General features: G+C 74.2%; 1 protein-coding gene. It reads left to right on the forward strand.

From position 1 onward, the window contains the following. Nucleotides 1–23 precede the first annotated feature (23 nt). Nucleotides 24–14,822 (forward strand): type I polyketide synthase, encoded by a 14,799-nt coding sequence (locus tag SD460_RS18745; protein ID WP_438860839.1) that lies wholly within the window; start codon nucleotides 24–26, stop codon nucleotides 14,820–14,822.

Genomic DNA, 14,822 nt, shown 5'->3' on the forward strand with positions numbered 1-14,822 from the left:
AAACCATGGCCACGCCTGAGAAGGTGCTCGACGCGCTGCGCGCCTCCGTCAAGGAGGCCGAACGGCTGCGGCGGCAGAACCGGCAGCTCGTCGACGCCGCGACCGAGCCGGTCGCCATCGTCGCGATGGCCTGCCGGTTCCCCGGTGGCGTGCGGTCGCCGGAAGGGCTGTGGGACCTGGTGGCCCGCGGCGGGGACGCCGTCTCGGCGTTCCCCGCCAACCGGGGCTGGGACACGGCGTCGCTGTTCGACGAGGCTGGCGGCCGCCCGGGCACGACCTACGCGCGTGAAGGCGCTTTCCTGCACGACGCCGACCTCTTCGACGCCGGGTTCTTCGGGATCTCGCCGCGTGAGGCCCTCGCCATGGACCCCCAGCAGCGGCTCCTGCTGGAAACGTCGTGGGAGGCCTTCGAACGGGCCGGCATCGACCCGGCTTCGGTCCGGGGCAGCCGGACCGGCGTGTTCGTCGGTTCCAACGGCCAGGACTACCTGACGCTGCTGCGTTCGTCGGCGGAGGACGTCGAGGGCTACCTCGGCACCGGCAACGCGGCGAGCGTCGTTTCCGGGCGGCTGTCGTACTTGTTCGGCTTCGAGGGCACGTCCTTGACCGTCGACACGGCGTGCTCGTCGTCGCTGGTCGCGCTGCACCTCGCCGTGCAGGCGCTGCGGCAAGGCGAATGCGACCTGGCGCTGGCCGGCGGCGCGACGGTGATGGCCACCCCGGGCACGTTCGTCGAGTTCAGCAAGCAGCGCGGGCTCGCCCCGGACGGCCGCGTCAAGGCGTTCGCCGAGGCGGCCGACGGCACCGGCTGGGGTGAAGGCGTCGGCATGCTCCTGGTGGAGCGCCTGTCGGACGCCCAGCGCCACGGCCACGAAGTCCTGGCGCTGGTCCGGGGTTCGGCCGTCAACTCCGACGGCGCGTCCAACGGCCTGACCGCGCCGAACGGCCCGTCCCAGCAGCGGGTGATCCGCGCGGCGCTGGACAGCGCCCGGCTGTCCACTTCGGACATCGACGTCGTGGAGGCGCACGGCACCGGAACCACGTTGGGCGACCCGATCGAAGCCCAGGCGCTCCTGGCCACCTACGGTCAGGACCGCTCGACACCGCTGTGGCTCGGTTCGGTGAAGTCCAACATCGGGCACACGCAGGCCGCCGCGGGTGTCGCCGGGATCATCAAGATGGTCATGGCGATGCGCAACGGCGTGCTGCCGCAGACGTTGCACGTCGACGCGCCATCGTCGCATGTGGACTGGTCGGCGGGTGCGGTCGAGCTGTTGACCGAAGCCCGCGACTGGCCTGCCGGTGACCGGCCGCGCCGGGCCGCTGTGTCGTCGTTCGGTGTCAGCGGCACGAACGCGCACACGATCCTCGAAGCCGTCCCGCCCGCGGAGCCGGTGCCCTCGGCGGCGCCGGTCGGCACGCTGACGCCGTTCGTGCTGTCGGCGAAGACTTCGGAAGCTTTGCAGGCACAGGTTTCCCAGGTCGCCGAGGTCTCGGCCGACCCGGCGGATATCGCGCGCACACTGGCGACAGCCCGGACGGCGTTCGAGCACCGCGCGGTCGTCCTCGACCCGAATGTGATCACCGGCGAGGTTCGCGAGGACGCCCGCCTGGCCGTGTTGTTCACCGGCCAGGGCGCGCAGCGAGTCGGTATGGGCGAGTCCCTCTACTCCCGCTTCCCGGCCTACGCCGCCGCGTTCGACTCCGTACTCGCGCATTTCGACCCCAGCCTGCGCGAGGCCCTCACCACCCCCGAACTCCTAGACCGCACCGAGTTCACGCAACCGGCCCTCTTCGCCGTCGAAGTCGCCCTCTATCGCTTGGTCGAGTCCTTCGGCGTCCGCCCAGACTTCGTGGCGGGCCACTCGATCGGCGAGATCTCCGCCGCCCACGTCGCCGGAGTCCTGTCCCTGGAAGACGCCTGCCGCCTGGTCTCGGCCCGAGCCTCCCTGATGCAGGCCCTCCCGCCGGGTGGCGCGATGGTCTCGATCGCCGCCCCCGAGTCGGCCATCGCCCTCACCGACGGCGTCTCCATCGCCGCAGTAAACGGCCCGGAGTCGGTGGTCATCTCCGGCGACGAGGTCGAAGTCCTCGCGATCGCCGCACAGTTCCCCAAGACCAAGCGCCTCACGGTGAGTCACGCGTTCCACTCACCGTTGATGGACCCCATGCTGGACGAGTTCCGCGCGGTCGCCGAGTCCCTGACGTACCGCCCTGCGACGATACCGGTGATCTCGAATGTGAGCGGTGCTCTCGCCGAGCCCTTCACGGCCGACTACTGGGTCCGCCACGTCCGCGAAGCCGTGCGGTTCGCCGACGGCATCGTGACCCTCGAGGCCGAAGGCGTCCAGACGTTCCTGGAGCTGGGTCCGGACGGCGTGCTCAGCGCGATGGTGCCGGGTGCGTCCTTCCCCGCGCTGCGCCGCGACCGCGACGAGGAACGGACCCTCGTGACCGCCCTCGCGGGCGTGTGGGTGAACGGCGGCACCGTCGACTGGGCCGCGTACCTGCCCGCCGGCCCGCGGATCGACCTGCCGACGTACCCGTTCCAGCGCGAACGCTTCTGGCCGACGCCCGCACCGCAGACCGACGTCGACGTCTCCGCGCTCGCCGCCGAGCTCGGCCTGCCCGAGGACACCCTGCGGCCCGCCCTCGCGGCCGTGCGGCAACGCCGTGAAGAGGCAACGGCCGCGGACGCCTGCCGCTACCGGGTCACCTGGACCGCGCTGGACGCCACCGAGGCGGCCGCACCCCAGGGCGATTGCCTGGTCGTCGACCCGTCCCCGCAGCTGGAAGCCGTCCTCGAACACTGGAACGGCCGGGTCATCCGGCTCGACGGCCCCCTCGGTGACGCCGAGCCGGTCGTGGTGTTCAGCGGCGCCGGGCTCGAGCGGACCGTCGACCTCCTGGGCGAACTCGCCGCCGCCGGGATCGACGCTCCCCTGTGGTGCGTCACCGCCGGAGCCGTGCGTGCCACCGGAACCGACTCCGCGCCGGACCCGGCGCAAGCCGCGGTCTGGGGCCTCGGCCGCGCCGCCGCGCTCGAACTCCCCGAGCGGTGGGGTGGCCTGATCGACCTGCCGTCCGATGTGGACGCCGGAATCGCGGCCCGGTTCCTGGCCCGGCTGAGCGGCGGCGAAGACCAGGTCGCCCTGCGCGCCGATGCCGACTTCGGACGGCGGCTGGAGCCCGCCGAGCCGGTCACGACCCCGGCGTGGACCCCGCGTGGCACGGTGCTCGTCACCGGCGGCACCGGGGCACTGGGCGCGCACGTCGCCCGCCGCCTCGCCCGGGACGGCGCCGACCACCTCGTGCTGGTCTCCCGCCGCGGGGCCGACGCCCCCGGTGCGGCGGAACTGGCCGAAGAGCTGGGCGTGCGGGTGACGTTCGCGGCCGGCGACGTCGCCGACCGGGAGTTCCTGGCCGAGCTGATCGAGCGGGTCAGCCCCGGGCTCACCGCCGTCGTGCACACCGCGGGTGTCGTCCGCTCCGCGCCGTTGTCCGAAGTGGACAGCGCAGCGGTGGCCGAACTGTGGGCCGCCAAGGCGATCGGTGCCCGTCACCTCGACGAACTGCTCGCCGACGCCGACCTCGACGCGTTCGTCCTGTTCTCCTCGATCGCCGGGGTGTGGGGCAGCGGGCAGCAGGCGCTCTACGGCGCCGCAAACGCTTTCCTCGACGCGCTCGCCGAAGGCCGCCGCGCCCGCGGTCTCGCCGCCACGGCCGTGGCGTGGGGCCCGTGGGCCGACGGCGGGATGGCCGCCGACAACGACGCCGAGGACTACCTGCTCCGCCGCGGGCTCCGCGCGCTGGACCCGGGCGTGGCCGTCACGGCGCTCCTGCGTGCCGCGGGTGGCGACACGAACGTCACCTTCGCCGACGTCGACTGGCCGCGGTTCGCCGCCGCCTTCACCTCGCGGCGGCCGAGCCCGCTGCTGACCGGGATCCCCGGCGCCGTCCCCGAGCCGGAGGCGCCCGCGACCGGCGGGCTGGTCGCCCGGCTGCGCGGGCTGTCCGCGGCGGTCGCCGACGAGGTGCTGCTGCAGCTCGTCCGGGACCAGGCCGCCGCGGTGCTCGGGCACGCGAGCGCGGCCGCCGTCGCGCCCGACCGGGCCTTCCAGGAGATCGGTTTCGACTCGCTGACCGCGATCGAGCTGCGGGACGCCCTGCGCGCGGAGACCGGGCTCGCGCTGCCCGCGACGCTCGTCTACGACTGGCCGACGCCGGCCGCGCTCGCCGGTCACCTGCGGGCCGGCGTCCTGGGCGACGCCGTCACCGCGGCCACCACGACGGTGGCCGCGGCCGCCGACGAGCCGATCGCCATCGTCGCGATGAGCTGCCGGTACGCGGGCGGGATCGCGTCGCCGGAAGACCTGTGGCGCCTGGTGTCCGGCGGCGCGGATGCGGTCTCCGGCTTCCCCGCCGACCGCGGCTGGGACCTGGAAAACCTGTACGACGCCGACCCCTCGCGGCTCGGCTCGGTCAGCGTCACCGAGGGCGCGTTCCTCGACGCGGCGGGCGCGTTCGACGCCGGGTTCTTCGGCATTTCGCCGCGCGAGGCCCTCGCGATGGACCCGCAGCAGCGGCTCCTGCTGGAGCTCACGTGGGAGGCGTTCGAGCGCGCGGGCATCGACCCGGCTTCGGTGCGGGGCAGCCGGACCGGTGTGTTCGCCGGCACCAACAGCCACGACTACACGACGCTGTTGCTCGGCTCGGCCGACGCCCTCGAAGGGCACATCGCCACCGGTAACGCGGCGAGCGTCGCCTCGGGCCGCCTGGCCTACACGTTCGGCCTGGAGGGCCCGGCGGTCTCGGTCGACACGGCGTGCTCGTCGTCGCTGGTCGCCCTGCACCTGGCCGTCCAGTCGCTGCGGCTCGGCGAGTGCTCGATGGCACTGGCGGGCGGCGTCACCGTGATGGCCACGCCGGGCACGTTCGTCGAGTTCAGCCGCCAGCGCGGCCTCGCCGCGGACGGCCGCTGCAAGGCGTTCGCCGAGGCCGCGGACGGCACGGCGTGGGGCGAGGGCGCGGGCCTGGTGCTGCTCGAGCGGCTGTCGGACGCCGAGCGCAACGGGCACCGGGTGCTGGCCGTGGTCCGCGGTTCGGCGGTCAACCAGGACGGCGCGTCCAACGGACTGACCGCGCCCAACGGTCCGGCCCAGCAGCGCGTCATCCGCGCGGCACTGGCCGACGCCGGCCTGTCCACTTCGGACGTCGACGCGGTCGAGGCCCACGGCACCGGAACCACCCTCGGCGACCCGATCGAGGCGCAGGCGCTGCTGGCGACGTACGGCCAGGACCGTTCGACGCCGTTGTACCTGGGTTCGGTGAAGTCCAACATCGGCCACACCCAGGCGGCGGCCGGCGTCGCCGGGGTGATCAAGATGGTGATGGCGATGCGCCACGGCGTGCTGCCGCGAACCCTGCATGTCGACGCCCCTTCGTCCCATGTGGACTGGACGGCGGGCGCGGTCGAGCTGCTGACGGAGTCGCGCGAGTGGACGGCCGATCGCCCGCTGCGGGCCGCGGTCTCGTCGTTCGGCATGAGCGGCACCAACGCGCACACGGTCCTGGAAGCCGTTGCCCAGCCGGAGCTTCCGCCTGCCGCGGAGCCGGGCGCGGTCCCGTGGGTGCTGTCGGCCCGCTCGGCCGACGCTCTGCGCGGCCAGGCGCGGGCGTTGCTGGAGGTGGAGGGCGCGCCGGCCGACATCGGCTTCTCCCTGGCCACCACCCGGGCGTCCTTGCCGCACCGCGCGGTCGTGGTCGGTGACGTCGCCGAGGGGCTGACGGCGCTGGCCGATGGTGTCCCGGCGGCGAACGTCGTCACCGGCGTGGCCGAGACCCCGGGCAAGGTGGCGCTGGTGTTCCCGGGCCAGGGCTCGCAGTGGGCCGGCATGGCCCTCGAACTCGCGGACGCCTCGCCGGTGTTCGCCGCCCGTCTCGACGAGTGCGCGGCGGCCCTGGACTCCTTTGTGGACTGGCGGCTCCGTGCGGTGCTGGCCGACGCCGAAGCACTGACCCGCGTCGACGTGGTCCAGCCCGCGCTGTTCGCCGTGATGGTCTCGCTGGCCGAGCTGTGGCGCTCGTTCGGCGTCGTGCCGGACGCGGTCGTGGGCCACTCGCAGGGCGAGATCGCGGCCGCCGTGGTCTCGGGCGCACTCTCCCTTGAGGACGGTGCCCGAGTCGTCGCGCTGCGCAGCAGGGCAATCCTCGCCCTCGCCGGCCGAGGCGGGATGGTGTCCGTGGCCGCCTCTCGCGAAACCGTCGAGGGACGGCTGACCGACGGGCTGTCGATCGCGGCGGTCAACGGCCCGGCCGCGGTCGTGGTCTCCGGCGAGCCGCAAGCCCTCGACGAGCTGATCGCGTCTTGCGAGGCCGACGGTATTCGTGCCAAGCGCGTCCCGGTGGATTACGCGTCGCACTCGGCGCAGGTCGAGCAGCTGCGCGGCGAACTCCTCTACGTCCTGGCCCCGATCACCCCGCGTGCCGGCGAAATCGCCTTCATCTCGACGGTGACGGGCGAGTGGAACGAAGAAGTCGACGCCGAGTACTGGTACACGAACCTCCGCAGCACGGTCCGCCTCGACACCGCGGTCGAGCGGCTCAAGAGCGAGGGCTTCGGCACGTTCATCGAAGCCTCCCCGCACCCGGTGCTGACCATGGCGCTGGGCGAAGACGTCGTCGCGCTGGGAAGCCTGCGCCGCGACGACGGGGGAGTGACCCGTTTCCACACCGCACTCGCCGAGGCGCACGTCAACGGCGTCCGGGTTGACTGGACCCCGGCCTTCCCGGCCGCCCGGGTCGTCGACCTCCCGACGTATGCGTTCCAGCGCAAGCAGTTCTGGCCCCGCCCGGCCACCCGCACCGGCGACGCCGCCGGGCTCGGCCTCGGCGCCGTCGACCACCCGCTGCTCGGTGCCGCGGTCACGCTCGCCGAGGAGGACCGGTTCGTCCTCACCGGCCGGTTGTCCCGGCAGACGCACCCCTGGCTCGCCGACCACGAGGTTCTCGGCACGGCCCTCCTGCCCGGCACCGCGTTCGCCGAACTCGCGATCCACGCCGGGGACCACACCGGCTGCGGCACCGTCGAAGAACTCACCCTCGGCGCCCCGCTCGCCGTGCCCGCCACCGGCGGAGTCCAGATCCAGGTGGCCGTCGAGGCACCCGGCGAGGACGGCCGCCGCGGCCTGACCATCAGCTCCCGCCCGGACCGCCCCGGCGCGCGCTGGACCCGGCACGCCCAAGGTGTCCTCGCTCCGGGTGCGCTGGAGGCCGAGACGCTGGCCGAGTGGCCGCCCGCGGGCGCGGAAGCCCTCGACGTCGAGGCCCACTACACCGCGCTCGCCGGCGCCGGTTACCACTACGGACCCGCGTTCCGCGGCCTGCGCGCGGCCTGGCGGCGCGACAGCGAGGTCTTCGCCGAGGTGGAGCTGCCGGGCGCCGACGCGTTCGCCGTGCATCCCGCCCTGCTCGACGCCGCCCTGCACGCCCTCGGCCTCGGCGGCTTCTTCCCCGACGACGGCCAGGCCCGGCTCCCGTTCGCCTTCACCGACGTCAGCGTGTTCGCCACCGGGGCCACCGCCCTGCGCGTCCGGCTGCGCCAGGCAGGCCCGAACGCGGTCTCGCTCACGGCCACCGACCCAGCCGGAAACCCGGTGGCGGGTATCGGTTCGCTGGCGTTCCAGGTCGCGTCCACAGTGGACGAAGTGCCGGACGCCCTCTTCCGCACCGAGTGGACGCCGGTCACCGCGACCGGCGAAGTACCCGGCTTCACTTGGCTTTCCGGCGCCCTCGCCGACCTCACCGAGGTGCCGGACGCGGTCGTCCTGCCGGTCACGGGCACCGACCCGCACGCCGTCGCGGCGCACGTCCTGTCGACCGCACAGGAGTGGCTGGCGGACGACCGGTTCGCGACAGCCCGGCTGCTCGTGCTCACCACCGGCGCCCTCGCCGCACTGCCGGGCGACCCGATCCCCGGCCTGGCCCAGGCCCCGGCGTGGGGCCTGATCCGCTCGGCCCAGTCGGAAAACCCCGGCCGTTTCGTCCTCTTGGACCTCGACCCCCGATCCGACGCGGCCGCCGCGATCGGCACCGCGTTGGCGTCCGGCGAACCGCAACTCGCCGCCCGCGCGGGAGCGCTGCTGGCCCCGAGGCTGGCCCGCCCGGCCACCGAACTGACCCTGCCCACCGCCGACGCCGGCGCCGAACCCACCCCGCCCACCCCCGGCGCCTGGCGCGTCGGCACCACCGGCACCGGCACCCTCGACGGCCTCACCACCCTCCCGGCCCCCGAAGCCGAAGCCGACCTCCACCCCGACGAGATCCGCGTCGAGGTCCGCGCGGCCGGCCTGAACTTCCGCGACGTCCTGATCACCCTCGGCATGTACCCGGGCCAGGCGCTGATGGGCGGCGAGGCCGCGGGCATCGTCCTCGAAACCGGCGAGCGCGTGCGCGGCCTCGCCGTCGGCGACCGCGTGACCGGCCTGTTCACCGGCGCGCTCGGCCCGGTCGCGGTCACCGACCACCGCCTGGTCACCCCGATGCCGTCCGGCTGGAGCTTCGCCGAAGCCGCGTCCGTGCCGGTCGCCTTCGCCACCGCCTACTACGGCCTGTTCGACCTCGGCGGCCTCCAACCGGGCCAGTCGGTGCTCGTCCACGCGTCCGCCGGCGGCGTCGGCATGGCCGCCGTCCAGCTCGCCCGGCACCACGGCGCCGAGGTCTTCGCCACCGCGAGCACCGGAAAGCACGACGTACTGGCGGAACTCGGCCTCGACACCGTCCACATCGGAGACTCCCGATCACTGTCCTTCGAGGACCACTTCCGCACAGTGACCGAGGGGCGCGGCGTCGACGTCGTGCTCGACGCCCTCGCGGGCGAGTTCGTCGACGCCTCCCTCCGCTTGCTGCCCCGCGGCGGCCGGTTCGTCGAGATGGGCAAGGCCGACGTCCGCGACGCCGAGGAAGTCGCCCGCACTCACGAAGGCGTGCGCTACCGGGCCTTCGACCTGATCGAAGCCGGACCCGAGCGCCTGCAGGAGATCCTGCGCGAACTCGCCGGGCTGTTCGAAACCGGCGCGCTCACCCCGCTGCCGCGCCGCACCTGGGACCTGCGCCAGGTGCCGGAAGCGTTCCGGTTCATCAGCCAGGCCCGGCACGTCGGCAAGAACGTCGTCACCCTGCCGCGGCCGCTCGACCCGGACGGCACCGTCCTCGTCACCGGCGGCACCGGCACGCTCGGCGCGCGCATTGCACGGCACTTGGTCACCGCGCACGGCGTCCGGCGCCTGCTGCTGGTCAGCCGCCGCGGCCCGGACGCCCCGGGCGCCCCGGAACTGGCGAGCGAGCTGACGACGCTCGGCGCCGAGGTGACGATCGCCGCGTGCGACGCCGCCGACCGCGACGCGCTGGCCGGGCTGCTGGCCGGCCGTTCGCTGACCGGCGTCGTGCACACCGCGGGCGTCCTCGCCGACGGCCTCGTCACCGGTCTCGACCCCGAGCGGCTCGCGGACGTGCTGCGGCCCAAGGTCGACGCCGCCGTCAACCTGCACGAACTGACCCGCGACCAGGACCTGGCGCTGTTCGTGCTCTTCTCGGCCGCCGCGGGCGTGTTCGGCACCTCCGGGCAGGGCAACTACGCGGCCGCCAACACCGCGCTCGACGCACTGGCCGCGCACCGCCGCGCCCTCGGCCTGCCGGGCGTTTCCCTGGCCTGGGGCCTGTGGGCGGAGGCCAGCGGCATGACCGGCCACCTCGGCACCGCCGACCTGGCCCGGATGTCCCGCGGCGGCATGACCGGACTGTCCGACGCCGAAGGCCTCGCGCTGTTCGACGCGGCCGTCGCCCGCGGCGAAACCCTCGCGATCCCGGCCCGGCTCGACCTCTCGGCGGCGAACGGCCCGGTGCCGCCGCTGCTGCGCGGCCTCGTCCGCGCCACCCGCCGGGCCGCCACCGCGGCGGCGGCGAGCGACGGCGGACTGGCCGCCCGCCTGCAGCCGCTGCCCGCCGCCGAGCGTGACCGCCGGCTCCTGGAGCTGGTCCGCGACCACGTCGCCGCGGTGCTCGGGCACGACACCGCCGACGAGATCGAACCCGGCCGCTCGTTCGCCGAACTCGGCTTCGACTCCCTGACCGCCGTCGAGCTGCGCAACCGGCTCGGTGCCGCGACCGGCCTGCGGCTGCCGGCCACGCTGATCTTCGACCACCCGGCCCCGGCGGCGCTCGTGACGCTCCTGCGGACCGAACTGTTCGGCGGCACCGCGGAACCGGCCGCGGCCGTCCACAACGGACCGAGTGGCGACGACCCGGTCGTCATCGTCGCGATGAGCTGCCGCTACCCGGGTTCCGTCGATTCACCCGAGGATCTGTGGTCCCTCGTGGATGGTGGCGTCGACGCGATCACGCCGTTCCCCGCCGACCGCGGCTGGGACCTCGACGGGCTGTACCACCCGGAACCCGGTACGCCCGGCCGCATCTACACGCGCAGCGGCGGGTTCGTGGCGGACGCCGACCGCTTCGACCCGGAGCTGTTCGAGATCGCGCCACGAGAGGCGCTGACCATGGACCCGCAGCAGCGGCTGCTGCTCGAAGCGACGTGGGAGGCCTTCGAACGCGCCGGCATCGACCCGGCTTCAGCCCGCGGCAGCCGGACCGGCGTCTTCGTCGGCGCCGCCACGTCCGGCTACGGCGCGGGTGCGGCGACCGACGGCCTCGAAGGGCACCTGATGACCGGCGGGACGTCGTCGGTGGCGTCGGGCCGGTTGTCGTACGTGTTCGGGCTGGAGGGCCCGTCGCTGACGGTGGACACGGCGTGTTCGTCGTCGCTGGTGGCGTTGCACCTGGCGGTGCAGGCGCTGCGGCGCGGCGAGTGCGACCTGGCGCTCGCCGGCGGCGTGACGGTCATGCCGGCGCCCGGCGTCCTGCTCGCGTTCAGCCAGCAACGCGGCTTGGCCGAAGACGGCCGGGTCAAGGCGTTCGCCGAGGGCGCGGACGGCACCAGCATGGCCGAAGGCGTCGGCCTGCTGCTGGTGGAACGGCTGTCGGACGCGCGCCGCAACGGCCACGAAGTCCTCGCCGTGGTGCGGGGTTCGGCGGTGAACTCGGACGGCGCGTCGAACGGCCTGACCGCGCCGAACGGCCCGTCGCAGCAGCGGGTGATCCGGGCCGCGCTCGCCGACGCCGGCCTGGATCCGTCCGAAGTGGACGCCGTCGAGGCGCACGGCACCGGGACGAAGCTCGGCGACCCGATCGAAGCGCAGGCGCTGCTGGCGACCTACGGCCAGGACCGCGAAACCCCGCTCCGGCTGGGTTCGGTGAAGTCCAACCTGGGCCACACCCAGGCCGCCGCCGGCGTCGCGGGTGTCATCAAGATGGTCATGGCGATGCGCCACGGTGTCCTGCCGCGAACCCTGCACGTCGACGCGCCTTCGTCCCATGTGGACTGGGAGTCGGGTGCGGTCGAGTTGCTGACCGAGCCACGGGACTGGACTCCCGGCCGGCCGAGGCGCGCGGGTGTGTCGTCGTTCGGCATCTCCGGGACCAACGCGCACACGATCCTCGAGCAGGCGCCGGACGTCGTCGCCGAGGAGCGCGAGCCGGTTTCGGGGCCGGTGCCGTGGGTGCTGTCGGCCAAGAGTCCGGCGGCGCTGCGGGCGCAGGCGGCCCGGCTGCGCGAGTTCGCCGGTGCGGACGCGCCCGCCGACATCGCGCTGAGCCTGGCCACCACCCGCGCCGACCTCGGGCATCGCGCCGCGGTCGTCGGCGAAACCGGCGCCGAGCTCCTCGCCGGGCTGGCCGCGATCGCCGACGGCGACCCGGGCGCGCTCACCGGCAGCGGGACCCCCGGCCGGCTGGCCGTGCTCTTCACCGGCCAGGGCGCGCAACGGCCCGGGATGGGCCGGGAGCTGTACGTGCGGTTCCCCGTGTTCGCGGCAGCGTTCGACGAGGCCTGCGCCCTGCTCGACACCGACCCGCCGGTTCGCGAAGTGATCGAGACGGACCTGCTCGACCGGACCGGTTACGCGCAGCCCGCGATCTTCGCCCTCGAAGTCGCGCTGTTCCGGCTCGTCGAGTCCTGGGGTGTCCGGCCGGATTTCGTGGCCGGGCACTCGATCGGCGAGCTGGCCGCCGCGCACGTCGCCGGTGTCCTCTCGCTGCCCGACGCGTGCGCGCTGGTCTCCGCCCGCGCGAGCCTGATGCAGGCGCTGCCCGAGGGCGGCGCGATGGTCGCGATCGGCGCTCCCGAGGCCGACGTCCGGGCCGAGCTGCCGGGCGACGGCGTCGGCATCGCGGCGGTCAACGGTCCCCGGAGCACCGTGATCTCGGGTGAGGAAACCGCGGTGCTCGCGCTGGCCACGGAGTTCGCGGGACGCGGCGTGAAGACCAAGCGGCTGCGCGTCAGCCACGCGTTCCACTCGCCGCTGATGGACCCGATGCTGGCCGAGTTCCGCATGGTCGCCGAGTCGCTGACATACCGCTCTGCGACGATACCGGTGATCTCGAATGTGAGCGGTGCTCTCGCTGAGCCGTACACCGCGGAGTACTGGGTGCGACACGTGCGCGAAGCCGTCCGGTTCGCCGACGCGGTGAAGACCCTGGCCGAGCAGGGCGCGAGCACGTTCCTCGAACTCGGCCCCGACGGCGTGCTGTCCGCGATGGCGGCCGAGAGCACCGATCTCCCCGCCGTGCCGACGCTCCGCGACGGCGAGGACGAGTCGCGTGCCCTGGTCACGGCGTTCGCGCGGCTCCGGGTCGCCGGCTTCCCGCTGGACGCCGGGGCCCTGCTCGCCGGCGCCCGTCGGACGGCGCTGCCGACCTACGCCTTCCAGCGGTCGCGGTTCTGGCTCGAGCCCGCGCCTCCGTCCGAAAGCGACAGTGGGTTCTGGGCCGCGGTCGACGCGGGTGACCTCGGACTGGACGACCACGCCATGGCGGCGCTCGGCCGTTGGCGATTGTCGTCCACTGTGGACAATTGGCGTTACCGCGTCACCTGGCGGCCGCTGGCCGAGACCGCGGGACGGCTGACCGGCCGCTGGCTCGTGCTTGGTGCAGACGGGCCCGCCGGTGAGGTGGCGCAAGCACTCGCCGCCCACGGCGCCGAGCCCGTGGTCCACACCGGACTCCGTGACCGGGCCGCATTGACGACGCTGCTGCGTGACCACGCCGACGTCGAAGGAGTCGTGTCGCTGCTGGCCATCGGCCGTGACGCGGAAGCCGGGCTCGCCGCGAACCTGGTGCTGACACAGGCTTTTGCCGACTCCGGCATCCCGGCGCGCCTGTGGTGCCTCACCCGGGGTGCGGTCAAGGGCGTGACCCGGCCCGGCGAGGCGACGACGTGGGGCTTCGGCCGGATCGCGGCCCTGGAGCTGCCGTCCGGCTGGGGCGGCCTCGCCGACCTGCCCGAGTCGCTCGACGCGGCGGCCGGCGCCCGGCTCGCGGCCGTGCTCGCCGACGGCACCGAGGACGAGGTAGCCATCCGCCCGGACGGCGTCTTCGCCCGGCGGCTCGCGCCCGCTCCGGCCGGCGCGACACGCGACTGGCGGCCGCGCGGCACGGTGCTGGTCACCGGCGGTACGGGCGCGCTCGGCGCCGCCGTCGCCCGCGAACTCGCCGCCACCGGGGCCGAACACCTCGTGCTCACCGGCCGTCGCGGCACCCAGGCGCCAGGCGCGGCCGAGCTGGCTTCGGAGCTGTCCGCCCTCGGCGTCCGCGTCACCCTCGCCGCCTGCGACGCGGCCGACCGGGAGGCCCTCGAGAAGGTCATCGCGGCCATCCCGGCGGATCTGCCGCTGACCGCGGTGGTGCACGCCGCCGGCACCGGCCAGCACGGCCCGCTCACCGCGATCACGCCCGAGGAGGTGACCGCGGTGCTGGCCGGGAAGGTGGCCGGCGCCCGGCACCTCGACGAGCTGACCCGCGACCACGACCTCGACGCGTTCGTCCTGTTCTCCTCGATCTCCGGCGTGTGGGGCAGCGGCGAGCAGGCGGTTTACGGTGCGGCCAACGCGTTCCTCGACGCGCTGGCCGAAGAACGCCGTGGCCGCGGGCACACCGCGACCGCGATCGCCTGGGGCCCGTGGGCCGAGTCCGGGATGGCGGCCGACGACGACGCGGTGCGGATGCTGCGCGGGCGCGGCATCCCGCCGATGGCTCCCGCGCTCGGCGTCACGGCGTTCCGCCGGGCGCTCGCCGCCGACGACACCGCCGTCGTGGTCGCCGACGTCGACTGGGCCCGGTTCGCACCGGTCTTCACCGCGGCCCGGCCCCGGCCTGTCCTGGCCGACCTCCCGGCGGTGCGGGCCGCGCTGACCGAACCCGAGCCCGAGGAGACCGGCTTCGCTTCGATGTCCACTGAGGAGCGTCCGAAGGCGTTGCTGGCACTGGTTTCGGACCAGGTCGCGGGCGTGCTCGGGCACACGGCGATCGCGCCCGAGCGCGCGTTCAAGGAGCTCGGCTTCGATTCGCTGATGGCGGTCGAGCTGCGCAACCGGCTCGCCGCCGCGACCGGGCTGAGCCTGCCGGCATCCCTCGCTTTCGACCACCCGACCGCGGCCGACCTGGCCGAGGAACTGGACCGGCGACTCGGCGGCGGCGACGCGACGGGCGTCCGGCTCCTCGACGAGCTCGACCGGCTGGAAGCGGCGTTCGAGACCGTCACCGAGTCGGACCTCGACGGGATTTCCGAGCGCGGTGAAGTCACCGCGCGGCTGAAGGGTTTCCTCGCGCGCTGGAGTGATCTGGCGGGTGAGACCGCTGGTACCGACCTCGGCGGCGCCAGCGACGACGAGCTCTTCGACTTCATCGACAACACCTTCCGGACTTCGTGA

The sequence above is a fragment of the Amycolatopsis solani genome (assembly GCF_033441515.1).
In the GTDB taxonomy this organism is placed as follows: Bacteria; Actinomycetota; Actinomycetes; order Mycobacteriales; family Pseudonocardiaceae; genus Amycolatopsis; species Amycolatopsis solani.